We start from the raw sequence: 23,653 nt of genomic DNA, 5'->3' as shown, positions 1-23,653 counted from the left end.
AGCCAAGACTCAGAGCAATACAAGGCCCTTTCCGCTTGGCTCCGCACGCATCAAGATGGCTGGCATAGCAGCGTTGTCACGTATGTGCCAGGCGTCGTGGTCACCGGCGATGGCTTCAATCTCAATTTTTTGCACTCGGCAGCCATACTCAACCATGCAGGCAGCCAGTTCGTTCATCAGGTGTCGCCACGCGATTACGCGTTTCTTGTCTGCGCTGGCAACCCCTAACCACTCGTCCAAGCGGACGGCTACGCCGCCGCTTAACTCAAGCGTTAGGTTTGCCCATGGAATTTGTCGCGACATTGATGGAAACCGCCGCAGCCGACACCGATGTTCTTCGGTCACTTGATCGCAATGGCGACCACTTCTCTAGGTTCCGCGACGTAGACTTTCTTCTCGTAGCATCGGACGCAGAAAAGGCTGCTCTCGTCGCGTCCTTTGTCAACGATCACAGCTACGGCAAAGCCATCCTGCAAGAGCCTTCCTCCGTTCTCGTCACTATCAACATGCCTGTCGAGCAACCGGTAGCTCTGTGTGTGTCGGGCTTTTTTACTTGTCTCGCACAGCTATTCGGCGTCGAGTACGATGGCTGGGGTTGTGTGGCGCAGGCGCAAACCTAACATCTCGTTCAAGGCGGACGGCTTCGCCGCCGCTTAACTCAAGCGTTAGCCGGTCAAGGACGGCATATGGCGGAACTCGACACAGATCTAGAGCAACTCTTTGGCGCCTACTTCCATCAGGACTGGGTGGTTGAGCACGCCTCATGGCAGGCTGTTGCTGAGCAATTCGTCGCGGACTCCAGCGCACCTCTGCCAGAGCACGTCGCTACCAAATTGAGGGAGCTTTCCCAGTCTCCCTTTTCGGACCACGAGCTAGGTCAAGCCGTGCAGGCTATGGGCTGCTACTACTGGCCTGGCTCAGTACTAGGGTACCGTTCTTGGCTTCAGCAACTAGCCGCGCACTTGCAAGTCGCTGCGGCTAACCACTCGTCCAAGCGGACGCGCTGACGCGCGCCGCTTAACTCCAGCGTTAGGTCTCAGCCACAGAATATGGCGACTCGTTACGAACTCTGGGAAGACAATGACAGCCTCAGCTTCTTTCCTGAAGACGGCGAGTCATTTCGCAAGCTTCTTTCACCAGAAGCAAAGCTAATCTGGAGCTGCTGCGCCGAGTCGTGGGAGGAGGCTCAGTCGCTCAAGCACCAACATCTTGGCTGGGGACCATATGTGCCATACGCTGAGACCTAACAATTCATTCAAGCCGACGCCGCTTCGCGGCGCGGCTTAACTCAGGTGTTAGGCGTCCTAGTGGGAGCATCGGAATGGTTGGTGTTGGAGGTACTAGCCCGAAGACAAGGACGCAGCGCGTTGTATGGTGGATCGCTTTTTCCGTTTTCGTAGCTTTCGTCGTATATGTCGTGCTTCACAACCTGTAGTTCGCAACGCACAGGCATAGCTAGTTGTTTTGCATCTTGTAAATCAATGGGCCACCGCTGCCGCGGATGCCTAACATTTCGTTCAAGGCGGACGGCTTCGCCGCCGCTTAACTCCAGCGTTAGGCTCCAAATTGAAACTAAAGGTAGCGATTGCAGAGTTGGGAGAAATTCCGCGGCCACTTGGCGTGGCTGCGGCAGCTTCGATCGTTCTCAGTGTGGTTTTGCTACTCACTGCCATCATTCCAGACGCCGACTTCAACCTCGCAGGTACGCTCATGTCTCACGAGGCCATGTGGTCGTCAGGTGAGGCAGTTGCCATCTTGGTGTCAGTTCCGCTCATGTTGGCGGTAGGCATAGGCATCGTGTTCCGCCACGGTTGGGTGCGCCCTTTGCTCGTTGTCTTACCCGTGCTGCAATACTTGCCATTCCAAGTGGTGCACTGGTTGTTTGGCGCGCCAAACCCGACCCCATCGCTTCTGCAATATGCGCTAGGCTGCGGCAGCTGGGCCGCGATTGCCCTTGTCTATTTGTCTGTTAACGTCCGCGCAAAAGGGTACTTCCAAAGTGTGCGCGCCTAACAGTTCGTTCGAGGCGGACGGCCCCGCCGCCGCTCAACTCCAGCGTTAGGCCCCCGAGGGACGTATGGAAATACCTGATGCGACGCACGCTGAGATTCAAGAGCTCTGCGCCGAGGGCGACGTTTTCCTTGAAATGCGCGACTTTCAAGCTGCCTACAAAAACTACATCTCCGCCCTTGAGCTCGTTCCGGAGCCAAAGGAATCCTTCGAGGCAACTACGTGGATCATGGCTGCCCTTGGCGACTTGTATTTCCAAGCCAAAGACTACCGCCAGGCAGCTCAGGTACTTTCCGATGCCATGCATTGCACAGGTGCCGTCGGGAATCCGTTCCTGCATCTTCGCTTGGGCCAAGCTCAATTTGAGCTCGGCAACCATGAGCAAGCCGCAGATGAGCTTTGCCGTGCCTACATGGGGGCAGGCAGCGAAATCTTCGCCAAGGAAGACGCGAAATATTTCAACTTCCTCAAGACCAAGGTCGCCCCGCCCGTAGGTGGCATATGGTAGGGCCTAACCATTCGTTCAAGGCGGACGCGCTGACGCGCGCCGCTTAACTCCAGCGTTAGGGGGCAATGGATGCATCCTGAAGACCTCAAGTACTTTTCCGAGTTTCTTCAGGAGTTCCAGAAGGAAACGGATCGTGGAGCTGCTCTCGTTGGAGCGGCGCTCATAGACAGTCGGTTGGAGCGGCTTCTTTGCGCCCACTTTGCGGAGCCGAAGGTCGCGGCCGAGCTCGTAACTTCAGGCAACGCACCCCTGGGCGCGTTCAGTTCACGCATCAAGGCTGCCTTCGCGCTTGGCCTCATCACGTCACTGGAGTTCGGCGAGGCAGAAGTTATCCGCAAAATACGCAACGACTTCGCGCACGGTGTACACGGCCTCAGTTTCACGAGCCAGCGCCTCAATGACCTATGCAACAATCTCAAAGCAAATACGCCAGATGGGGCTAGGTTCAATGGAAACCCTCGCCAGCTCTTCATCAACTCGGTTGTGTTGCTGTCAATGGCACTCTGGTATCGGCCTGAGCACGCAGCTTCTATCAAAGCAAAAGCGCGCGGGTGGCCTAGCCAGCTTGCCCCCTAACCACTCGTTCGAGGCGGACGGCTCCGCCGCCGCTCAACTCGAGCGTTAGGCCGGATGAAAAAAGTTCTCGCAAACTTGGCCATAGTTTTGGGCGCGGCGCTCGCAGCCTGCGGGCTCATGGACACTCAAGCAGTTCAGGATCTGCTACCAGCTAACTTGATGCTACCCGCTGAGTATCACGGCCCCCACCAGCACTTTCGGGCGGCCCCCACTGCGTCACAGGGTCATCACTACCTTGCCTATGCATTGCTGCTCACTGGCCTTACTGTTCTCGTAACAGCCATAGTCGTTCGCCGTAGGCTGCGCAACACTGGCGCCTAACATCTCGTCCAAGGCGGACGCGCTGACGCGCGCCGCTTAACTCCAGCGTTAGGAGGCTGCATGAGCAACGATCAAGATGACCCCTTGTGCCTCGTATTCATTCCGGCGCTGGTTACACTTCTCTACAAGGCGGAGCAAACCAAAGGCGTTCCGCTCACAGAAAGCGAGGTCATAGCAATACGAGACCATGCTAATTGCGTAGCTCTTCCTCGCAGCATGGCCGCAGTAGGTGAAAAGGCACGGGGTTATCCTGATATCGTTGCAGAGCATTGTTGGGATGAATGGCAATCGGCGCGTCAGCAACTGTGCGGCCAAGCCTCCTAATTCGTTCAAGGCGGACGGCTTCGCCGCCGCTTAACTCAGGCGTTAGGCCGCAAGGAGCGCCTTCGTGCGATACCGAATCGAACAGCAATCCGGGCGTGACGCTTCCGGCAACTACGTCTTCCGCATCTATAGCAACGACCGACTCGTCGCTCATTACTGGCACGACTATCGCGGTGACGAGCACGGCATCGAGTTCGTCAGCGGCAAAAAAGCAAGCCTGCCCGGTCAAGCAGCTAGTTTCATCACAGGCGGTGGGCCGCAGCCACTCACTCTCTCGGAGCAGGCTGCTTCGTACCTCGACCGGGAGTTGGTCTAAGTGCTTAGGGGCCGTCTCGTGTTGTGCGGCCTAACATCTCGTTCAAGGCGGACGCGCGTACCGCGCGCCGATTAACTCCGGCGTTAGGCCTATGAACAGCATGCTAAAGCGACGCATCGTGTGGACTGCAGTTCTCAGCGGGGTCCATTTGCTCCTTTATCAGTGGGCTCATTTTCTGCCCGACACTTTCGCCGGAGTCATCGGATTCCTCAGCTGGCTTCCTTGGTTGCCTCTCGCCTGGGCACACGTTGCCGTCGCATCACAACTGCTTCCTATGCCCACCGCTTTGGGTCTTCTATGGTGTGCAGCGGTTTGGCTAGTCATCTATTGGCTTCTGGCCGGCAAGCTCGCAAAGTTGCCTAACAGTTCGTTCAAGGCGGACGGCTCCGCCGCCGCTTAACTCCAGCGTTAGGCCCTATGTCGACCAATACGGCATCCGAAGAACAGCAGCTCGTTGATCTACTCGGTAGCGCGGCTAGCTACAACGACAAAGGCATCGAATGGTGTGGTCATTCGCCTGCCAAGGTCGCAGAGATGCGCTCGGGCTTCCAGCGAGACCAGCTTGCCCTCGCTCAACAGGTTGGCCTCCCGCGGCTGGGCACCGAACTACTGTCGGCCATCGAGAGCGGCGCTGCGTCTCGGGACTGGTCTGGCCAGTACGCCACTCTTGCAGAGCAGGTACTCGGGGTCCGCCGGTCTAGGCCCTAACCATTCGTCCAAGCGGACGCGCGTACCGCGCGCCGCTTAACTCCGGCGTTAGGCACAAGGAGGTCAGTATGCGTTTCATGCTTGCAGCCAGCAAAGCATTCTCGGGTGCGTTGGTTACCGTGCTTCTGGTTATGCTCATCTTCCAGTGGCTTGGGCTCGCCGGGCTTCAGCCATGGGTTGCCGTTGGCATTGCAGCCGGTACAGCCTTAGGCTTCGGGTCTAAAGAGCAGTGGCAGCTGTCGCAAGGCACCAGCAGTCTACTAGTTGGCTTATTTGTCGGGCTGGGCTCAATGGTCGGCCACTGGTTGTCGGCTCATGCCTAACTGTTCGTCCAAGCGGACGCGCGTACCGCGCGCCGCTTAACTCCAGCGTTAGGCGTAAAGATGAGCCCAAGCGACTTCGATCTAGAGCTAGAAGAGATTTACAACCGCTCTGTTGGTCAACTTCTCACAGATCACTTCGATGCGGCAGCCTTCGATGCCCTTTATCTGCGGCTTTGCGAGAAAGCCGAGCTCATCAAGGCCGAGCATGTTGTGTCAAAGCAAGTCCTTCATTACTTGCTCTCGGCACAGCAGGCTGTCCAGAGTAGAGCCCCATACGTTCATGCAGCACAGCAGCACATTTCGCTCGTTAGCAAATTCGCCATGTTGCTTGGGCTCATTGCCATCGGCGAGGCCCCAAGCGACAGGCTCCCTGGCGTACCCAGAATCGTCTAGGCTTGCCTAACATTTCGTTCAAGGCGGACGCGCGTACCGCGCGCCGCTTAACTCCAGCGTTAGGCCTCAAATGCCGCATTTCGCGCTCACCAAGCAGGGCTACGAGCAACTCATCGAAGCATGTGGCGGTAGCCCACCATCGCCGCTGTGGGTCAACGCTGGCATCCTCTCTTCCTCTGAGCTAGCTACGCTGCGCGCTCAAGGCCTCAACGTCACCGAGTTCGCACGGTCAGTTCCTTTGCAGGGTCAGGGCTTGTGTGCTGCTATCGACACCATCGAGGAGCATCATCCTGGTTCGTCCATCTGGGTTGAGCACGTCGCGCAGCCCTAACTATTCGTTCAAGGCGGACGGCTTCGCCGCCGCTTAACTCCAGCGTTAGGCATCAAAAGCCATGCTCAAGCGCGTCCTCTTGGCATTTGCCGTTGGCCTTTTCGCCACAGGGCTGCTTATCGGCTTGTCATTCGCAGCCGATTCCCTCGGCTTCCCCACAATCGCTAGCGTCTTGTCCTGGCAAAACACGCTGCTTCAATGTTACGTTCCTCTAGGCAACATCGGCACCGCAGCGCATCCGGTCTACGAGGGTTCACCCCTCAACTTCCTCGCCTTCCTTGCTAGCATCCCCCTCGGGGTCGTCATCTACGGCTTGTTGGCGTATGCGGCACTCACTTGGGTGCGTCGGCGTGCCTAACAACTCGTTCAAGGCGGACGGCTTCGCCGCCGCTTAACTCCAGCGTTAGAGGGAACTATGGGTTACTCGCTGCACATTGAGCGCAAAGATCCGATTGAGCTTAGCGAATGGCAAGACGCTGTTGAGGCAACGTCGGCCGTCCGCCTAGATGAGTCCTCAATTTCCGCAACAAATCCCGGCACGGGCGAGGTAATTTCAATGCCTGCGCAAGCTGGCTCAGCTTCGGTCAATGTAGGCGGCACATGGTCGCCTGTTTTTCGTTGGCGCAAAGGCAAAGTGAGTTTCAATGCCCCCTCAAACACCACGAAGGCCGATCCGGTCATGGCGGCAGCACTTGCCCTCGCCGAGGCGCTCGCTGCTTCAGTCTGCGGCGACGAGGGTGAGGCTTACGATGGTTCCCTCTAACCCGTCGTCCAAGCGGACGCGCGTACCGCGCGCCGCTTAACTCCAGCGTTAGGCCTTCATGAATCATCCTCTCTACAATCTGTTGAGCGAGCTAGAGGCGGCACGCATCCACTTTTCGCTCGCGCGTTACAGGCCCGACTCGGTGTTGGTAACGCTGACGTTGGTGGGAGAAAGAGTCGAGGTGGACGTCTTCGAAGATGGCCACTTGGAAGTCTCCCGCTTTCTCGGCAACGAGGACATCATCGGGGGTCAAGAGCTCGTATCGCAGATCATCGCGCGCAATGCAGAGCCCGCGGCCTAACCACTCATTCAAGCGGACGCGCGTACCGCGCGCCGCTTAACTCTAGCGTTAGGTGCAATGGACACTGCGCAGCAAATCGAATGGGCAGCAAAGCAGGTTGAGGCGCTCCCGCACGAGCTGTCTTGGCGTGCCTCAGTCCTGCGCCAGCTTCAGTACTGTCAGGCGGTGCTCTCTGGCACTGAGCCGCCCGAGCGCCTCGAAGAGCTCACCATGGGCTTCATCGCCGTGCGTGAACTCGAGGGGTGGCAGCCAGAAGAGCTGCCGAGAACAATTTCAGCAGTCCAGTACGAACTTCAGCAAAGGTATCTTCCGTACGCAGCAAAGGTGCGCCTGGGCATCCATCGCCGCACCTAACAACTCGTTCAAGGCGGACGGCTTCGCCGCCGCTTAACTCCAGCGTTAGAGCGCATGAACCCTTTAAAGGCGGCAAACTGGGCATTGGCCTTAGTCATCATTGGATGGCCTTTGTCTTACTACGGCGCCATGCCTAATCAGCTCGGCGATCCCGCGCCTCATCGGCTCGGCGAGCCCGCGCCGATGATTACGCAAGCGATGTATGAGGCTTACCAGCTACGTTCGTTTGCCTTCCTTACCGTGGGGATCCTTTGCCTTCTTGGTTCGGTCTGGCTCTCTGGCCACAGTTTCACAACGGCAAAGGTGCGCTCTACTGTGTCAGCGCTGGCCGTAGTGTTGCCTTCAATCGCTGTTGTCTTGAGCTTGGTGTTGTAGGTTACGGTAGGCTCTAACCACTCGTTCAAGGCGGACGGCTTCGCCGCCGCTTAACTCCAGCGTTAGCACTAAAACCCAAGGAGGTTCCACGCCATGAAAGCACTCTTCGTTCGTACACTTGTAGCCTCTCTCATCGTCGCCGCCGCGACTTCAGCAAGCGCTTCTAGTGTCGCTGCTCAACCCGCATCTTCCACCGACCCGGTTGCTCAAGCAGTGCTCGATTGCCATGCGCAATACGCGAAAAAGTTTGCCCTTTCGTCTACAGCTGCCTCGGCTTCAGAGATAGCCACCGGGTCAGAGGCAAGCTGCAAACCCGAGATGGACGCATACATCAGGAACGCGATGAAAATCTCCAACAGCAACCCGGATACGATGGCGTTTGCCAAGACACACCAAGCCGAGATGGTTCGTGCACTGAAAGACTACGCATTCAGTTATACGGTTGACGCCGTCATTCGGGCCAGGTCGTTGCCCTGAGGCGCGCTAACCATTCGTCCAAGCGGACGCGCGAAAAGCCGCGCGCCGCTTAACTCCAGCGTTAGCGCGCAAGATGAACTTTCCCGAATACTGGCAGGCCTTCCTTAGTGCCAACGAGCTTGTTGGAGCATCGGCTTGCGTCGATGAGGAGCGCGATCTCTCGGGTTTAGGTGTAGAGCTCACATTCCTAACTGAGGCGCAAGCACACGAAGAGCTCACTCTTTACTGGCCTGGTATCGGCGTGGCGGCTGACGGTTACATACCCGTTGCGTCGTGTTCAGTGGGTAGTGGCGACTACTACTACATCAACGGCAACGACGGTGCCAAAGGACCGCTTTTCCGCATCTACCATGACTCGGTTGGACCGCAAGGCTATGATCCGAGTGAGGCTATAGCCAAGATCTTCGAGAACTACGAGGCGATTCTTAACTACGTTGAGCGCTAACAATTCCGTAAGAGACTTCCGATCAACCCCGGGCGCATGACGCTTTTGCCCCAGGCTTTCGGGCCACTGCCCATCATCATGTTGTCCTCCGGTAACGCGTGAAGCGGTTCGATGCGATGCGGCTTCAACGGACGCCAGACTGCATTTCCGTCCCGAGATGGGGACTTCCTTTGGTCGTAAACGGTCTTGTGGAGCCGATGCTGCCAGCCCGGACCAGGGTATGAACCGCGCCCGGCGACCTCATTCATTCATCGGACTGACCGGCGTGCGGGGATCGGCCGCAACGCAGGATGGACGTCCAAACGGCTAGTCAGATTCTCGCCGGATCGGTTTGACCCGATGTCCACCGCGTCGCACGGCCGCTGGCTGCACGCCTGCCTTGACTCCCCTCCAAGGCAGTAGCAGACTCGATCGCAAGGAGCGTAGAAACTCCTCTAACAGCGGTCCCCACCTCCGTCAAACCGGTGGGTTTTTTGTGCCCGCGAAGTTGCGGGCGCAGACCGACGTGACGCTTGCGTCGGGAGGGCGGCTAATACAACACCCGCAAGGGGAATACGCCCGCCGACTGTTAGCGGTTTCTAACCTCCCGACTTCCCGTCGCCGTCCCGGCGTGCGGGTACTTCATGGAATGAGGAGACGAGCATGTCGACGATCGATACGAACGATTCGCAAGCGACGGACGAGGCATTGTCCAGGGACAGTCTGCGGCGGCTGGTGAAGCTGCGTTTGGATGTGGCACTGCTGGCCCGCGTGGCGCGAACGCACGGGGCGGATGCGCTGCCGGACGACACCACGGGCATGCGCCTGGCCGAGATGGCGCGCAGCCTTGCATGGCTGGAAGCGCGGATCGGGCAGATACTGGACAGCTACGCCATGGCAGCGGAGGGCCGCGACTGCGCCGAAGCAGCCCCTCCAGCACCGGAGGCCGCGACTTCCGACGCCGCCGAACCGACCATGGACGACGCGGCCACGCGCTACATGTCCGGTATCACGCTGGACCAGATCGACGCGATTCACGCCCTGCTCGACAGCCTGCGCGCCCATGGCGACGCGGTGAACTGCAGCCAGCAGGCGGAATTCGCCGATGCCACACTGGCGGTGATGGGCGACGCCATCTATCGCGACGCCGGCACGCTGCGCGACCTCATCGACGCTATCGAAGCGCAGCGACTACGACCGCCGCAGAACGCGCGCGCCGGCGTGGCTGAAGCAGGCGCCAGCTATCTCATCCCACCCATGCGTTCACCCACCAGGAAAGCGCCGATCACCGTGCACCAGCATCCGACGTACCAGTAAGCGGCACGGGGCGCGGAGAAACGCCGTTGACCGGCTCCGCGCCCCTCCCGCGATGTTCTTCCGTTGCGGATTCGCCGAGCAAACCGCCGAGCGCGGTATGCCAGGGCGCATGGGATGGCTGCCGGAATGCTGCCCCGCTGCGATGGCCGAGCCCGTACGACGCGCCCGAGCGCTCCCCACTCATCCGCCGTCGCTTCACGCTAATGCAGCGGTGCGGGTCATGGAGGTTACGCGTTACCTCAAAGCCGCCCTCTGCCTGCTCGCCGCCGCTGGATCAGGCGCCATGGCAGTGCTCGGCTGGGTCCATCATGCGGTGCCGGGAGTGGAGCATGCCTCGGTTGCCGTCGTCTCGTACAACATCGCCGCCATGAAAACCAGGGAGCCGGCCGGTCTCAGCCCGCCGTGGGCAAGCGGCACAGCCGCCCGACATCCAGCAGCGCCACGAACCCCTGCGCGGCAGACACCACGCCGCTGACGGGCTCGTCGGCACGCGAGGTGCGGCCGGCCGGTGGCGGCTCGATGGCCTCGGCCGCGGGGTGGATCAATTCACCGATGGCGTCCACCCGGAGGCCGACCGTCTGCCCGGCCACCTGCAGCATCACCACGCGCACGCGCGATGGGTCGGCCGCCGGCTGCTGGGGCAGATCGAGTCGACGACGGCCATCCATCACCGGCACGATCTGGCCGCGCAAATGGCGGATGCCGAGCAGGTCCGGCGCAGCGCCGGGCACGGGGGTGAGTTCGCCATCGCGCAGCACCTCTCCCACCTGCGCCAGCGGCGCGGCATAGTGCTGGCCGGCCAGCGCGAAGACCAGCCAGGAGCGTGCGGTGGCCTCGACCGGCGGCGTACGGGTGCGGAGCGATGCGGTATTCATCGGGGGGACTCACGGTTGGGCGGATGGCCGGCCACCACAGCAGTCGTAGCGGTGCCGTCGCCATGCACGGTAATCGCAGGTTCGACGGTCGCCGGCCCGGTGGCCGGCGGCAAGGCTGCTGCCTGGGCGGAGGCGACGGCACCACCGGGAGCGGCGACCGCCGTCGGCGCAGGCGTCGCCTCGGCTGACTGGCCCTTGGCGTCGTCGGTGAAACGACTGGGACCGTCGCGATCGCTCAGCACCACCACCAGCACGCGGCGGTTGCGGTTGCGACCTTCCTCGGTGCTGTTGTCGGCGATCGGGCGCACCTCGCCCCAGCCCATGATGCCGAGCCGGTCGAGCGCCACGCCACGGTCGGCGAACAGCCGTGCCACGCTGGCTGCACGGGCCGCGGAAAGCTCCCAGTTGGAGGGAAACTGCGGCGTGCTGATCGGCTTGTTGTCGGTGTAGCCCTCGATACGCAGCGGATTGGGAAACGGCGCAAGGATGCCGCCCAGGTTGTCCAGCACGCCCTGCGCCTGCGGCGCGATGCGGGCCACGCCACTGGGGAACAGGATGTCGGTGCGGATCTCGATTTCCAGCCAGTTCGGTGCGCGACGCAGGGCCACCAGGTTCTTCTCGATCAGCGGCTTGAGCGCGTCTTCCACGCTGTGCTGGATGGCGGAGAGATTCTTCTGCTCGTCCGAATGCGCCGGCTGGGCGGCCGAGCCGGGCAACGGGATCGGGGTGAGCGCCGAACCGTGGCCGCTGGCCTGCGGATCCACGGCGGGCGCCACGGTGGCCGGCGCCTCGGGCGCCAGGTTGCTGGGGGCGATCACGCGACTGGAGCCGTGGAAGGCCTCCATCATCGACTGCGACAGCACGCGATACTTGCCCTCGTTCACCGCGGACATCGCGTACATCACCACGAAGAATGCCAGCAGCAGGGTGATCAGGTCGCCGTAGGGGATCGCCCAGCGCTCGTGGTTCACGTGCTCTTCGTGGCGTTTGCGCCTCATGGCAGGTAGCCCTGCAGCTTGCTCTCGATCTGCCGCGGGTTGTCGCCCTGGGCGATCGATACCAGCCCCTCGATGAGGATCTCGCGCATCTCGCTCTGCTTGTGGATGGTGCCCTTCAGCCGCGAGGCGATCGGCAGCATCAGCAGGTTGGCCAGGCCGATGCCGTAGATGGTGGCGACGAAGGCCGCGGCGATGCCGTGGCCGAGCTTGCTGGGGTCGGCCAGGTTCTGCATCACCGCCATCAGGCCCATCACGGCGCCGATGATGCCCATGGTTGGCGAGTAGGTGCCGGCGTTCTCGAACACCTTGGCCGCGTCGATGTCGCTCTGTTCGCGCGTACCCAGCTCCACTTCCAGCACGCTGCGGATGGCTTCCGGTTCGCCGCCGTCGATGAGCAGTTGCAGGCCCTTGCGGGCGAAGCCGTCCTCGAGGCTGCCCAGCTGCGGCTCCAGCCCGAGCAGGCCCTGGCGGCGGGAGATCTCGCTCCAGCCGATGATCTGGCTGATCAGGTCCTGCGGAAAATGCACCGGTGGCCGGTACACCATCGGCAGCAGCGCCGCGGCACGCTTGAGCACCTTGCCCGGGGTCTGCACCATCAGCGCGGCAAAGGTGCCGGCGAATACGATCAGGAAGGCCGCCGGATTCCACAGCGACTCCAGGGTGGACCCCTTGAGCACCGTGCCGACGGCCACGACCACGAAGGCCAGGATCGTACCGATGATGCTGACCAGATCCATCAGGCGGTCATCCTCATCGAAGGCAACAGTTCGCCGCTGTCGTCGGCCAGCCCGGCCAGGTCGAGTACCAGCGCCAGCCGGCCGTCGCCGGTGACGGTGGCGCCGGCCACGCCGGCGACGCCCTCGAACAGGTGGCCGAGCGGCTTGACCATCACGTCCTCGCGGCCGAGCACCTCGTGCACCAGGCAGCCCAGGCGCAGGTGGCCGATGTGCAGCACCACCACGTGCCGCCCAGACGCGCCGCTGACGCCGGCCCAGCCGGACAGATCGCCCAGCACCAGCGCACGCCCGCGATGCGAGGCGACCATGCGGCCGTCGAGCAGGCTGTCCTGCCCCGGGCGCAGTTCGAACACTTCGTCGACGTTGCTCAGCGGCAGGGCCAGCAGGCGATCGCCCACGCGCACCATCAGCACGCGCAGGATCGCCAGGGTCAGCGGCACCGCCAGTTCCAGCGTGCTGCCACGACCCAGCTTGGAGGTCACCTGGAGGGTGCCGCCCAGCTCGGTGATGCGGGTCTTGACCACGTCCATGCCGACGCCGCGGCCAGAGATGTCCGACACCGTCGCCGCCGTGCTGAAGCCGGCGCGGAAGATCAGCTCGTAGCACTCGTTCTCGGTCAGGCGCGCGGCCTGGGCCTCCTCGATGACGCCCTTCTCCACCGCCTTGCGCCTGAGCACGTCGGGGTTCATGCCGCGGCCGTCGTCGCTCACCGAGATGACGATGCGCTCGCCGCGCTGGGCGGCGCCCAGCCGGACGGTACCGCGCCGCGGCTTGCCGGCGCGCTCGCGGTCTTCCGGCCCTTCCAGGCCGTGGTCGAGCGCGTTGCGGATCAGGTGCACCATCGGGTCGGCCAGCGCCTCGACCAGGCTGCGGTCCAGGTCGGTGCCCTCGCCTTCGGTGACCAGGTCCACGTCCTTGCCGAGCTGGCGGGCCAGGTCGCGGACGATGCGCGGGAAACGCTGGAACAGCCGGCCGACCGGCTGCATGCGCATGCCGAGCACGGCGTTCTGCAGGTCGTCGGCGACGCGGTTGAGTTCGTCCACGGTGGACGACAGGGTGTTGTCGCCGTTGCGCGAGGCCAGCGTGAGCAGGCGGTTGCGCAGCAGCAGCAGCTCGCCGGCCTGGTTGACCAGGGCATCGAGCCGGTGGGTGTCCACGCGCACCGTGGTCTCGGCCGCCGGCGCCGCGGCGCGGGCCGGTGCAGCGGCGGGCGCCGCCGGTGCGGGAGTCGGCGCCGGCGGGGGCGCAGCGGCCGGTGCAGATGCCGCCGCAACCTGGCCGGGAGCACCGGTGCCATGAATCGAATCGAGCAGCGCCTCGAACTCGTCGTCGTTGATCGCGCCGGAGGTGGTCGCCGGGGCCGCGGCAGCGGCGGGCGGTTGCCCCCCCGGGACGGCGCCACCGTGCAACTGGTCCAGCAGGGCTTCGAACTCGTCATCGCCGATGCTGCCGGACGGCGCGGCAGCGACCGGTTCGGGCGTCACCGCGCCGGGCGCGGCAGTGCCATAAAGCGAATCGAGCAGAGCCTCGAACTCGCTGTCGTCGATGGTGCCGTCGCCCGCCTGCGGCGACGGCGCCACCGGCTTGGGCGTGGGCGCCGGAGCGGGCTTCGCGGTGCCGGGCGTCAGACGCGCCAGCAGGTCGGCCGGCGGCATGTCCATCGATTGGCCCGCGGCCAGCGCGGCCATCATCGCCTGCAGCAGGTCCAGCGCCTCGAGCAGCGCGTCCATCCGCGGCGGATCGATCAGCAGCGCGCCATTGCGGGCGGCGTTGAGCAGATCCTCGGCGTGGTGGCACAGCTGCACCATCGGCTCGACGCTGAGGAAGCCGGCGCCGCCCTTGACGGTGTGGAACGCGCGGAACACCGCGTTGAGCAGCTCGGCATCCTGCGGCGTCGACTCCAGGTCCACCAGCTGCTCGCCGAGACGCTCGACCAGCTCGCCGGCTTCGACCAGGAAGTCGTCGCGCAATTCGGCATCGAAAGAGGGATCCATCTAGATCTCCCTCCCCGACGGGCGCATCGCTTCGCCCCCCGCCGTGGCGGCGGTCGGACGTCGCGGCAGGGGCGGCATCGGCATCATGCGCGCCTCAGAAACCGAATTCGCTGAGCAGGCGGTCGGCCTCGTCCTGGCTGTTGATCTTCTCGACCGCTTCTTCGGTTTCGCGACCGGACAGCGCGCCGGTGAGCCGCACCAGTTCGATCATGGCCGACTCCACCGAGCTGATGAATCCGACCACTTTCTTGATGCGCTGGCCGGAAAGATCCTGCCAGGACTGCGCCAGCACCATGTCGTTGAGACCGGCGGTGCAGTGCTCGGCAAACTCGGTGGCCTGCTGCGCCAGTGCCTTCACCGGCGCCGGCGAGATCTCGCCGGAGGCGTCAAGCATGACCTTGGCGTCGTTGGCCAGCGACTCGGCTTCCGGACGCATGCGCTCGGCGAAGTCGATGGTGCGGTGGGCCGCCTGCGAGCTCATCTCCAGCACGTCCTGCAGGTGCTTGCGCGCGTCGGTGACGTTGTCCGGATAGCCGTCCTGCACCAGGTCGCCGCCGAGGCGGCTGACCGCGTCGTGCAGGTCGCGGGCGAGCACGCCCAGCGCGCGGAACAGTTTCTGCTCGCGCTGGCGCACGAGGGAGTCGAGCGCGTGTTCGAAGGCCGGGCCGTCCGGACTGGTCAGCAACTGGTGCAGCTCGTCCGGCAGGGTCTCGCGGGTCAGGGAGAGTTGGGCGCTCATGCGGCGGCTCCCGCGGCAGCCAGCCGCTCGAAGATCTTGGTGAGTTTTTCCTCCAGCGTGGCGGCGGTGAACGGCTTGACGATGTAGCCGTTCACGCCGGCCTGCGCAGCGGCGATGATCTGGTCGCGGTTGTTCTCCGCCGTGACCATCAGCACCGGCATGGTCTTGAGCGCCGGTTCGGCGCGGATCGCTCGCAGCAGGTCGATGCCGGTCATGTTCGGCATGTTCCAGTCGGTCACCACCATGTCGAATGGCTGGGCCTTGAGCATCGCGATGGCCGCTTCGCCGTCGTCGGCTTCCTGGATGAGGTTGCCGGCGAAGCCGAGTTCCACGAGGAGGTTCCTCACGATGCGCCGCATGGTGGAAAAGTCGTCCACCACCAGGATTTTCATGTTCTTGTTCAAGCCCGTCTCCACTTGCACGCCTCGCGGTCGTGCGCCAGCCCTAGTGTTTCCGTGCGCTGCTCAGTCGTCGTCCCGCCACCCGGTCATGCGCGCGCGCAACCGGATGATGGCCTGGCCGTGGATCTGGCAGACCCGCGACTCGGTGACGCCAAGCACCGCGCCAATCTCTTTCAGGTTGAGTTCCTGCTCGTAGTACAGCGACATCACCAGTTGCTCGCGTTCCGGCAGGGTAGTGATCGCATCGATCAGCGCCTGGCGCAGGCCCTGCTGCTCCAGTCCCTCCGCCGGACCGAGACCGCTGGCATCGGCCACGTCCATCGCCGGGCTTCCGTCGCCGTCGTCCGGCGCCGTGAGGCTCAGCAACCGGGCGCTGGCGGCATCGGCCAACACCTGGTGGTACTCGTCGGCGGTCATGCCCAATCGCTTCATGACCTCCGCATCGTCGGCGTCCGCACCGGTCTCGATCTCGACCTGGCGCACCACGTCGGCGACTTCCCGCGCCTTGCGGTGGACCGAGCGCGGGGTCCAGTCGGTTCGTCGCAACTCGTCGAGCATCGCGCCACGGATGCGGATGCCCGCATACGTCTCGAAGCTGGCCGAGCGATCGGTGGCGTAGTTACGCGCCGCCTCCAGCAGGCCGATCATGCCTGCCTGGATGAGATCGCCCACGTCGACGCTCGGGGGTAGTCGCCCCATCAGGTGATAGGCGATGCGCCTGACCAGCGGCGCATGCGTTTTCACCAGTTCGTCGGCGCTTTGCCGTTGAAGTTGCAGATATTCCGTTGCCACGCTCATCTCACCACCCCGTCGCCGGTGCAGCCTGACCACTGAAGAAAGCGATGCGGCCGAGCCCCCGACGATCGGGTTCTGCCCATGTATCGGCCGCACCTGCCAATTGCTTGAATGCCTGTGACGAGCGACTGCCCGGGGCCATGTCCACCACCGCGTTCTGGCGGCGGATGGCCTGGCGCAGACGCTCGTCCTGCGGCACCCAACCCATGAAATCCAGCATCACGTCGAGGAAGCGGTCGGTCACCCGGGCCAGCTTCTGGTGCAGGGCCCGGGCCTCGCCCAGGTTGCGCACCATGTTGGCCACCATGTGCAGCCGCTTCACGCCGAAATCCCGGCTGAGCACCTTGGCCATCGCGTAGGCATCGGTGATCGAGGCCGGCTCGTCGCACACCACCAGCAGCACGTCGTCGGCCGCGGCGGCGAACATCGACACCGAATCGGAGATGCCGGCGGCGGTATCCACCAGCAGGAAATCCGGTGCCTGCGGCAGCTCGTCGAAGGCGCGGATCACCGCCGCCTGCTCGCCCGAGCCCATCTGTGCCAGCCGGCGCGCGCCGGAACCGGCGGGAATCACCTTCAGCCCGTGCGGCGCCTCCATCACCAGGTCCTGCAGGCTGCACTGGCCGTCGAGCATGTGGCCGAGGTGGCGCGAGGGCGCCAGGCCGAGCAGCACGTCGACGTTGGCCAGGCCCACGTCGGCATCCAGCAGCATCGTGTCGCGCCCCATCATCGCCAGGGTCATGCCCAGGTTCACCGCCACCGTGGTCTTGCCCACGCCGCCCTTGCCGCCGCACACGGCGATGGTGCGGCAGCGGTGGCCGGAGATGCGCCGATCGAGATTGGCCGCCTGCGTCCCGACGCCATGGTCGGGGGTGACGATGCCGGTGTCGGTGATCGACGAAACCATCTGCTTGAGTCCCCAGGCCTGATTCATGGAAGGCGCATGCGCATCCGCCGCAGCGCCGGAAAAGTCGTAGAGGGTGGACAACGCATTCATGCGTGGGCCGCCTGGAAGCCGAAGCGCTCGGCCAGCATGCCGTCGTCCAGCGGCGGTGCGGCGGTCTTCAGCGCGTGCGCGGCGCGCAGCACCAGCACGCGGGCGTCGGCCACGGCGAGGTCTTCGGGCACGCGCTGGCCGTCGGTGGTGTAGTCCAGCGGCAGCCTGTGGCGGATCAGCACCGACAGCGCGCCACCGAGGTTCGGCGCCTCGTCGAGCTTGGTCAGCACCACGCTGGCCGGCTCCAGCGGCATGTAGGCGCGTACCGATTCCTCCAGCGACTGCGACTGCGAGTTGGCCGCCAGCACCAGCGAGATGCGCAGCGCGATGCCGTCGCTGTGGGCGACCTCGTTGAGCACGTCCATCTGCTGCTCCAGCCGCGGATCGGTGCCGGACACGCCGGCGGTGTCGATCAGCACGGTGTGCTTGCCCTTCAACATCTCCAGCACCTGGCGCAGGCTCGCCGCGTCGTCGGCCGGATACACGCGCACGCCCATCAGGCGGCCGTAGTGCTCCAGCTGGGCGGCGGCGCCGATGCGGTAGTGGTCGGTGCTGACCAGCGCCACGTTGGCGGCACCGTGGCGCACCACCGCCCTGGCGGCGAGTTTGGCAATCGTTGTGGTCTTGCCCACGCCGGTCGGGCCGACCAGGGCGGTCATCCCGCCGTCGCTGTCGCCGCGACCGCTGATCGCCACGCTGCGGCTGAGCATGCCCAGCGGCAGGTAGCGCGCCTGTTCGGCACTGATCTGCTCGGGCAGGTCGTCGGCCAGCTTGCGGGCGACGTCGGCGTCGATACCGAGGCGGGTGAGTTCGCGCAGCACGCGGGCGCGCAGCGGGTGGCGGCGCTCCATGTCGTTCCAGGCCAGGCTGGACAGCTGCATTTCCAGCATCTCGCGCAGGAAGCCCAACTCGGCGCGCATGCGCGCGGTGTCCTGCATGGCGCGCTCGATCGCCGGGTGCACGGTCGGGGCCTCGTTCGCGGCGACCTTCGCCTCGGCCGGCGCCGGGGCGGGGACCGGAGCCGGGGCCGACGGGATCGCCGCGGCAGGCTTCGGCGCCGGCGCGGCCTCCGCGGCCACCGGGGCGGCGCTGCGACGCGCCACCGGCATGGCGATGCGCGCCGGGGCGTTCGAGGCGTTCGATGTGGGCGCGGCGGGCGGGACCGGGGCGCGACGGACCGTCGGCGACGACAGGGCCACGGTATCCTCCGCCAGATCCTCACCATAGGGACGCGCCGGTGCCACCGGCCGGGATGCCGGCTGCAGCCGATCGGCCGGCGCAGCGGCGGCGGCGGGCGTTGCCTCGGTGGTCGGCTCCGGGGTGTCCTGCAGCAGGCGACGGCCGAGGCGACCGTGACGGGCGGCCGGCACGTGTTCGGCCGGCGTCGGCGCTTTGACTTCCGGCGTCGGCGCCACGTCACCGGCAGCCGGGGCGCCGTGGCGGGCGGCCTCGCGCACCAGCGCCTCGTCGTAGTCCAGCGCGGCGATGATCTCGATGCCTTCGGGCAGTCGACGGGTGGACAGGATCACCGCATCCGGACCCTGCTCCTCGCGCACCAGGCGCATGGCCTGGCGCATGTCCGCGGCGACGAAACGTTTGATCTTCATGCGTGCTTGCTCCGCGGCGAAGTGCGGGAAACCGGGACGGATGGACGTGCGGTGGCGCGGCGGACCGGGGTGTCGGTCAACACGAGGATGCCGGCCGGATGGCCCGCCACGCGGTGCCAGTCCGCCGCGGCTTGCGGCCGCACGGCCTGCGGCTGCTCGTTCGTGACATGTCGGTCAGTGCTCATTGCGGATTCCTCGCTCAGCGTCCCAGCGCCTGCACCAGCCGCACCCGGCGGTTGTCAGGCACCTCGTTGTAGGCGAGTACGTGCAGGTTCTGTGCCACGTGGCGGGTGAAGCGCGCGAGCCATGGCCGCAGCGGCGGCGAAACGAGCAGCACGGCCGGTTCGCCGCTCATCTCCTGCTTGCGCGCGGCGTCGGCCACGCCCTGCTGCAGGCGGTCGGCCAGGCCCGGCTCCACCGCGGCACCGGTGCCGCCGTTGCCGGTGAGCGACTGGGTGAGGATCTGCTCCAGTTCGGGCGCCAGCGTGATGACCGGCACCTCGGTGCCCAGTCCCGTGATCTCCTGCACGATCTGCCGGCCCAGGGCGACCCGGACGGCCGAGGTGAGGACGCCGGGATCCTGACTCTGGCTGGCGTGCTCCGCCAACGATTCGACGATCGAGCGCATGTTGCGGATCGGCACCCGCTCGGCCAGCAGGTTCTGCAGCACCTTGACCACCGTGCCCAGCGGCAGGCGCTTGGGCACCAGGTCCTCGACCAGCTTCGGCGCGCTCTGCGCCAGGCGGTCGAGCAGCTGCTGCACGTCCTGGTGGCTGAGCAGCTCGTGGGCATGGTTGCCCAGGATGTGCGAGAGGTGGGTGGCGACCACGGTGGCCGGATCGACCACGGTGTAGCCGAGCGACTGCGCGTTGTCGCGCTGGCCCTGCTCGATCCACACCGCCTCCAGCCCGAACGCCGGGTCGCGCGTGGCGATGCCCGGCACCTGGCCGTGCACCTGGCCGGGATTGATCGCCAGCAGGCGCTCGGTGTGCACCTCGGCCTCGCCCATCGGCACGCCCATCAGGGTGATGCGGTAGGTGTTGGGACCTAAGTCCAGGTTGTCGCGGATGTGCACCGGCGGCACCAGGAAGCCCAGCTCCTGCGACAGCTTGCGGCGCACCGACTTGATCCGCCCCATCAGCTCGCCGCCCTGGTGGGTGTCCACCAGCGGGATCAGCCGGTAGCCGACCTCCAGGCCCAGCGGGTCGACGCTGGCCACGTCCTCCCAGCCCAGCTCCAGGCGCTCGGTCGGCGCGGCCGGTGCCGGCACGTCGGCGGCCTGCTGCGCCACGCGCGCGGCGGCATCGCGCTCGCGCCGGAGCATCAGCCAGGCGGCCGCACCACAGGTGCAGGCGAGCAGCAGGAAAGCGATGTTCGGCATGCCCGGCACCAGGCCCATGACGCCCAGCACGGCACCGGCTACCGCCAGCGCGCGCGGCTGGCCGAAGATCTGCGACACCAGCTGCTTGCCCATGTCCTGCGCCTTGGACACGCGGGTGACGATCACCGCGGCGGCGATGGACAGCATCAGCGAGGGCACCTGCGCGACCAGGCCGTCGCCGATGGTGAGCAGGGTGTAGGTGCGGGCCGCCTCGCTGGCGGACAGGCCGTGCTGCAGCACGCCGACGAAGAAGCCGCCGACGATGTTGATGATGAGGATGAGGATGCCGGCGGTGGCGTCGCCGCGGACGAACTTCGACGCACCGTCCATCGAGCCGTAGAAGTCCGCCTCCTCGCGCACTTCCTGGCGGCGCTCGCGCGCCTGCTCCTGGGTCAGCAGGCCGGCATTGAGGTCGGCGTCGATCGCCATCTGCTTGCCGGGCATCGCGTCCAGGGTGAAACGGGCAGTCACTTCCGACACGCGGGTGGCGCCCTTGGTGACCACCACGAAGTTGATGATGGTGAGGATCGCGAACACCACCAGGCCGACCGCGAAGTTGCCGCCGATGACGAACTCGCCGAACGCCTCGATCACCTTGCCGGCGGCGCCGGGGCCGTCGTGGCCGTGCATCAGCACCACGCGGGTGGAGGCGATGTTCAGCGCCAGCCGCAGCAGGGTGGCCATCAGCACCACGGTCGGGAAGGCGGCGAACTCCAGCGGCCGCATCACGTAGATCACCGCCAGCAGGATCACCAGCGACAGCGCGATGTTGAAGCTGAACAGCATGTCCAGCAGGAACGGCGGCAGCGGCAGCATGATCATCGCCAGCGCCGCCAGCAGGATCACCGGTGCCCCTATGCCACGTCGTCCGATCTGCTTGAGGTTGTTCAGTGCACCGACAGCGGCCATGGCTTGTTTCCCTTGGGTGGCGCGGTGCCGGGACGCCCTCTCCGTCATTCCGGCGAAAGCCGGAATCCAGTGACTGTCGGGACATCCCGAGGCACTGGATCCCAGCCTGCGCTGGGATGACGGGCAAAAGCCCTCTCCATCACCGCTACAACTTGTATGGACCCATCAGGTCCGGATCGACATCCGGCTGGGGCGGCTTCGGCGGGGCGTCGCCCCGGGCGGTGGCCGTCTTCAGCTGGAAGACGTAGGCCAGGATCTGCGCCACCGCGACATACAGCGACGCGGGGATTTCCCGACCCAGCTCGGTCGTTGCATACAAAGCGCGTGCCAACGGCGGCGCCTCGACCAGGGGAATGCGGTGGCCGCTCGCCACGGCGCGGATCTGCTGGGCCATCACGTCCACGCCCTTGGCGATCACGCGCGGCGCGCCGAAGCGGTTTTCGTCGTATTTCAGGGCCACCGCGAAGTGGGTCGGGTTGGTCACCACGACGTCGGCGGTGGGCAGGTCCTGCATCATCCGGCGCTGCGCCATCTGGTACTGCACCTGGCGGATGCGGCCCTTGAGCTCGGGGTTGCCCTCGGTCTCCTTGGCCTCGTCCTTGAGCTCCTGCTTGGTCATGCGCAAGCGCTTGTTGTGGTCGAAGCGCTGGTACAGCGCGTCGAAGCCGCCGATCAGTCCCAGGATCACCCCGAAGGTGAGCGCGGCGCGGCCGAGCAGGCCGATCGACGAGGCGATGCCGAACTCGACGTCGCCGCGGCCGGTCGTCAATAAATCGGCTTCCCAGTGACGTAAAAGCAGCACCAGTGCAAAGCCGATCAGCGCCAGCTTGACCAGCGCCTTGCCCAGCTCCACCAGGCCACGCATGGCGAAGATCCGGCCCAGGCCGGCGATCGGATCCATCCGCTCGAACTTCGGCTGCAGCGCCTCGGCGCTGAAGTTCAGGCCACCGAGCAGGATCGGGCCGGCCAGGGTGGCCAGCACGGTGGCGATGGCCACCGGCGCGAACATCGCCAGCGCCTCGCTCAATGCCTCGTGCAGCACCCGCCCCGGCAAGGCCTCGGAGAACAGCGCGTCGCGGCTGTAATGCAGGCCCAGCCCGTAGATGGCACGGGCGTGCTCCATCGCCGAGGGCGCGGTGGCCATCAGGGCGGCCACCCCGGCCAGCACCACCAGGGCGCCGGCGAGGTCGCGCGATCGCGGGACGTCGCCTTTCTCGCGCGCTTCCTTGAGGCGTTTTTCGGAAGGTTGTTCGGTGCGGTCTTCGGCGCTGCTTTCCTCGCTCATGGCGCGCCTCCTAGTGAACCAGGTCGCCCATCAGCGACCAGGCCTTGTCGGTCAACGATTCGAACGCACCGGGCAGGCTGCGCAGCGACAGCCACAGCACCACCATGCCCAGGGTGACGGTGATCGGGAAGCCGACCGCGAACAGATTCATCGACGGCGCGGCGCGGCTGATCGCGGCAAAGCCGATATTCACCACCAGCAGCGAGGTCACCGCCGGCAGCGCCACGCGCACGGCACCGGCGAACAGCTGGGTGCCGAACATCACCACCGCATGCAGCGCGTCGGGCCCCAGCGTGCCGTGCCCCGGCGGCAGCGTGCGGAAGCTCTCGGCCAGCAACGCAACCAGCTGCAGATGACCGTTCATCGCCAGGAAGATCAGCGTCACCAGGATCATGTAGAGCTGGCTCAGCGACGGCGTGCTGCCGCCGCCTTCGGGGTTGACCACCTCGGAGAAGCCCAGGCTCATGCTCTGCGCCACCAGCTGGCCGCCGAAGGCGACCGCCTCGAACACCAGCCGCAGCACGAAGCCGATCGCCGCACCGATCAGTACCTGGCCGACCATGGTGCCCACGCCGGCGGCCGACAGCGGGTCGACGGCGGCCGGCGACAGTGGCGCCAGCACCACGGTGAGCAGCACGGTGACGCCGACGCGGATGCGCGCCGGCAGCATCGGATTGCCGAACACCGGCGCCACCAGCACCAGCCCGCCGACCCGACCCAGCGCCCACAGCAGCGAGCCGACCCACTGCTGCAGCTGGGCCAGGTCGACCTCGGTCACTTGATCGCCCCGGGCAGGCCGGTGATCAGGTCGTGGGTGAAGCGCACCAGGGTGCGCAGCATCCACGGGCCGGTGATCAGCGCCACCGCGGCCATCGCGATCAGCTTGGGGATGAAGCTCAGCGTCATCTCGTTGATCTGGGTAGCCGCCTGGATCACGCCGATCAGCAGGCCCACGGCCAGCGCGGTGAGCAGCAGCGGCGCGGCGACCAGCATGGCGACGTACAGCGCGTGCTGGCCGAACTGGATAACGGATTCGGGCGTCATGGCAGCTTCGCTCCCTCTCCCCTGGCCACGCCGGGGGAGAGGGTTGGGGGGAGGGGGAGGCCTTTGGAAA

At 65.1% G+C, this 23,653-nt stretch carries 31 protein-coding genes; 17 read left to right on the top strand and 14 right to left on the bottom strand.

Annotation, left to right across the window (positions count from 1 at the left end):
• Positions 1 to 9: 9 nt before the first annotated feature.
• Positions 10 to 177: a hypothetical protein gene (locus tag NC595_RS08935; protein ID WP_253566009.1), complete on the bottom strand. Its 168-nt coding sequence runs from the start codon at positions 175 to 177 to the stop codon at positions 10 to 12.
• 107 nt (positions 178 to 284) lie between these two features.
• Here NC595_RS08935 and NC595_RS08930 point away from each other — a divergent pair, with 107 nt between their 5' ends.
• From NC595_RS08930 to NC595_RS08855, 17 genes are all read left to right on the top strand, one after another.
• Complete coding sequence (locus NC595_RS08930; RefSeq protein ID WP_253566008.1) at positions 285 to 620, top strand: ribonuclease E inhibitor RraB; 336 nt, start codon at positions 285 to 287, stop codon at positions 618 to 620.
• 66 nt (positions 621 to 686) lie between these two features.
• Positions 687 to 1,007 (top strand): contact-dependent growth inhibition system immunity protein, encoded by a 321-nt coding sequence (locus NC595_RS20560; protein ID WP_425493098.1) that lies wholly within the window; start codon positions 687 to 689, stop codon positions 1,005 to 1,007.
• A gap of 559 nt (positions 1,008 to 1,566) precedes the next feature.
• Positions 1,567 to 2,013, top strand: coding sequence for a hypothetical protein (locus NC595_RS08925; RefSeq protein WP_253566007.1), 447 nt, complete (start codon positions 1,567 to 1,569; stop codon positions 2,011 to 2,013).
• Positions 2,014 to 2,077: 64 nt separating this feature from the next.
• On the top strand, positions 2,078 to 2,518 hold the full coding sequence (locus NC595_RS08920; protein WP_253566006.1) for a tetratricopeptide repeat protein: 441 nt from the start codon (positions 2,078 to 2,080) through the stop codon (positions 2,516 to 2,518).
• 69 nt (positions 2,519 to 2,587) lie between these two features.
• Complete coding sequence (locus tag NC595_RS08915) at positions 2,588 to 3,094, top strand: MltR family transcriptional regulator (protein ID WP_253566005.1); 507 nt, start codon at positions 2,588 to 2,590, stop codon at positions 3,092 to 3,094.
• A 381-nt stretch (positions 3,095 to 3,475) separates the two neighbouring features.
• Positions 3,476 to 3,739 (top strand): hypothetical protein, encoded by a 264-nt coding sequence (locus tag NC595_RS08910; RefSeq protein WP_253566004.1) that lies wholly within the window; start codon positions 3,476 to 3,478, stop codon positions 3,737 to 3,739.
• A gap of 64 nt (positions 3,740 to 3,803) precedes the next feature.
• Entirely contained in the window at positions 3,804 to 4,055 is a 252-nt protein-coding gene (locus tag NC595_RS08905; RefSeq protein ID WP_253566003.1) for a hypothetical protein, read from the top strand.
• Positions 4,056 to 4,831: 776 nt separating this feature from the next.
• Positions 4,832 to 5,086, top strand: coding sequence for a hypothetical protein (locus NC595_RS08900; protein ID WP_253566002.1), 255 nt, complete (start codon positions 4,832 to 4,834; stop codon positions 5,084 to 5,086).
• A gap of 60 nt (positions 5,087 to 5,146) precedes the next feature.
• Positions 5,147 to 5,479 (top strand): hypothetical protein, encoded by a 333-nt coding sequence (locus tag NC595_RS08895; protein ID WP_253566001.1) that lies wholly within the window; start codon positions 5,147 to 5,149, stop codon positions 5,477 to 5,479.
• Between the two features lie 70 nt (positions 5,480 to 5,549).
• On the top strand, positions 5,550 to 5,810 hold the full coding sequence (locus NC595_RS08890) for a hypothetical protein (RefSeq protein ID WP_253566000.1): 261 nt from the start codon (positions 5,550 to 5,552) through the stop codon (positions 5,808 to 5,810).
• Positions 5,811 to 6,225: 415 nt separating this feature from the next.
• Positions 6,226 to 6,573, top strand: coding sequence for a hypothetical protein (locus NC595_RS08885; protein ID WP_253565999.1), 348 nt, complete (start codon positions 6,226 to 6,228; stop codon positions 6,571 to 6,573).
• 58 nt (positions 6,574 to 6,631) lie between these two features.
• A complete protein-coding gene (locus tag NC595_RS08880) occupies positions 6,632 to 6,874 on the top strand; it encodes a hypothetical protein (RefSeq protein WP_253565998.1) in 243 nt (80 codons plus the stop codon).
• Between the two features lie 57 nt (positions 6,875 to 6,931).
• A complete protein-coding gene (locus tag NC595_RS08875) occupies positions 6,932 to 7,228 on the top strand; it encodes an immunity protein Tsi6 family protein (RefSeq protein WP_253565997.1) in 297 nt (98 codons plus the stop codon).
• A 54-nt stretch (positions 7,229 to 7,282) separates the two neighbouring features.
• Positions 7,283 to 7,603 carry a hypothetical protein gene (locus tag NC595_RS08870; RefSeq protein WP_253565996.1) on the top strand — a complete coding sequence of 107 codons (321 nt, stop codon included), beginning with the start codon at positions 7,283 to 7,285 and terminating at the stop codon, positions 7,601 to 7,603.
• A gap of 93 nt (positions 7,604 to 7,696) precedes the next feature.
• On the top strand, positions 7,697 to 8,080 hold the full coding sequence (locus NC595_RS08865; RefSeq protein WP_253565995.1) for a hypothetical protein: 384 nt from the start codon (positions 7,697 to 7,699) through the stop codon (positions 8,078 to 8,080).
• Positions 8,081 to 8,153: 73 nt separating this feature from the next.
• Positions 8,154 to 8,525 carry a hypothetical protein gene (locus tag NC595_RS08860; protein ID WP_253565994.1) on the top strand — a complete coding sequence of 124 codons (372 nt, stop codon included), beginning with the start codon at positions 8,154 to 8,156 and terminating at the stop codon, positions 8,523 to 8,525.
• Positions 8,526 to 9,167: 642 nt separating this feature from the next.
• A complete protein-coding gene (locus tag NC595_RS08855; RefSeq protein WP_253565993.1) occupies positions 9,168 to 9,821 on the top strand; it encodes an XAC0095 family protein in 654 nt (217 codons plus the stop codon).
• Positions 9,822 to 10,213: 392 nt separating this feature from the next.
• On the opposite strand, the gene NC595_RS08850 is transcribed toward NC595_RS08855, so the two are convergent.
• The 13 genes from NC595_RS08850 to fliQ all read right to left on the bottom strand — a co-directional run bounded on the left by NC595_RS08850 (position 10,214) and on the right by fliQ (position 23,583).
• Positions 10,214 to 10,696, bottom strand: a complete 483-nt coding sequence (locus NC595_RS08850) for a chemotaxis protein CheW (protein WP_253565992.1) — start codon at positions 10,694 to 10,696, stop codon at positions 10,214 to 10,216.
• On the bottom strand, positions 10,693 to 11,694 hold the full coding sequence (gene motD / locus NC595_RS08845) for a flagellar motor protein MotD (RefSeq protein WP_253565991.1): 1,002 nt from the start codon (positions 11,692 to 11,694) through the stop codon (positions 10,693 to 10,695). The genes NC595_RS08850 and motD overlap by 4 nt, the downstream gene beginning before the upstream one ends.
• A complete protein-coding gene (locus NC595_RS08840) occupies positions 11,691 to 12,431 on the bottom strand; it encodes a flagellar motor protein (protein ID WP_017460463.1) in 741 nt (246 codons plus the stop codon). Before NC595_RS08840 ends, motD begins: the two co-directional genes overlap by 4 nt.
• Positions 12,431 to 14,425, bottom strand: a complete 1,995-nt coding sequence (locus NC595_RS08835) for a chemotaxis protein CheA (RefSeq protein WP_253565990.1) — start codon at positions 14,423 to 14,425, stop codon at positions 12,431 to 12,433. The genes NC595_RS08840 and NC595_RS08835 overlap by 1 nt, the downstream gene beginning before the upstream one ends.
• Positions 14,426 to 14,519: 94 nt before the next feature.
• Entirely contained in the window at positions 14,520 to 15,164 is a 645-nt protein-coding gene (locus NC595_RS08830; RefSeq protein ID WP_253565989.1) for a protein phosphatase CheZ, read from the bottom strand.
• On the bottom strand, positions 15,161 to 15,568 hold the full coding sequence (cheY, locus tag NC595_RS08825; RefSeq protein WP_253565988.1) for a chemotaxis response regulator CheY: 408 nt from the start codon (positions 15,566 to 15,568) through the stop codon (positions 15,161 to 15,163). The genes NC595_RS08830 and cheY overlap by 4 nt, the downstream gene beginning before the upstream one ends.
• Positions 15,569 to 15,628: 60 nt before the next feature.
• Positions 15,629 to 16,363 carry an RNA polymerase sigma factor FliA gene (locus tag NC595_RS08820; RefSeq protein ID WP_063672423.1) on the bottom strand — a complete coding sequence of 245 codons (735 nt, stop codon included), beginning with the start codon at positions 16,361 to 16,363 and terminating at the stop codon, positions 15,629 to 15,631.
• Between the two features lies 1 nt (position 16,364).
• A complete protein-coding gene (locus NC595_RS08815) occupies positions 16,365 to 17,357 on the bottom strand; it encodes a MinD/ParA family protein (protein WP_343214898.1) in 993 nt (330 codons plus the stop codon).
• On the bottom strand, positions 17,354 to 18,964 hold the full coding sequence (gene flhF, locus NC595_RS08810; protein ID WP_253565987.1) for a flagellar biosynthesis GTPase FlhF: 1,611 nt from the start codon (positions 18,962 to 18,964) through the stop codon (positions 17,354 to 17,356). The genes NC595_RS08815 and flhF overlap by 4 nt, the downstream gene beginning before the upstream one ends.
• 199 nt (positions 18,965 to 19,163) lie before the next feature.
• Positions 19,164 to 21,254 (bottom strand): flagellar biosynthesis protein FlhA, encoded by a 2,091-nt coding sequence (gene flhA, locus NC595_RS08805; RefSeq protein ID WP_253565986.1) that lies wholly within the window; start codon positions 21,252 to 21,254, stop codon positions 19,164 to 19,166.
• A gap of 145 nt (positions 21,255 to 21,399) precedes the next feature.
• Positions 21,400 to 22,539: a flagellar biosynthesis protein FlhB gene (flhB, locus tag NC595_RS08800; protein WP_253565985.1), complete on the bottom strand. Its 1,140-nt coding sequence runs from the start codon at positions 22,537 to 22,539 to the stop codon at positions 21,400 to 21,402.
• A 10-nt stretch (positions 22,540 to 22,549) separates the two neighbouring features.
• Positions 22,550 to 23,317 carry a flagellar biosynthetic protein FliR gene (gene fliR / locus NC595_RS08795; protein ID WP_253565984.1) on the bottom strand — a complete coding sequence of 256 codons (768 nt, stop codon included), beginning with the start codon at positions 23,315 to 23,317 and terminating at the stop codon, positions 22,550 to 22,552.
• Positions 23,314 to 23,583, bottom strand: a complete 270-nt coding sequence (fliQ, locus tag NC595_RS08790) for a flagellar biosynthesis protein FliQ (RefSeq protein ID WP_017463600.1) — start codon at positions 23,581 to 23,583, stop codon at positions 23,314 to 23,316. Before fliQ ends, fliR begins: the two co-directional genes overlap by 4 nt.
• Positions 23,584 to 23,653 lie beyond the last annotated feature (70 nt).

The organism is Dyella lutea, assembly GCF_024158035.1.
GTDB lineage: Bacteria > Pseudomonadota > Gammaproteobacteria > Xanthomonadales > Rhodanobacteraceae > Dyella_A > Dyella_A lutea.
This window is presented reverse-complemented; position numbering and strand designations above follow the sequence as displayed.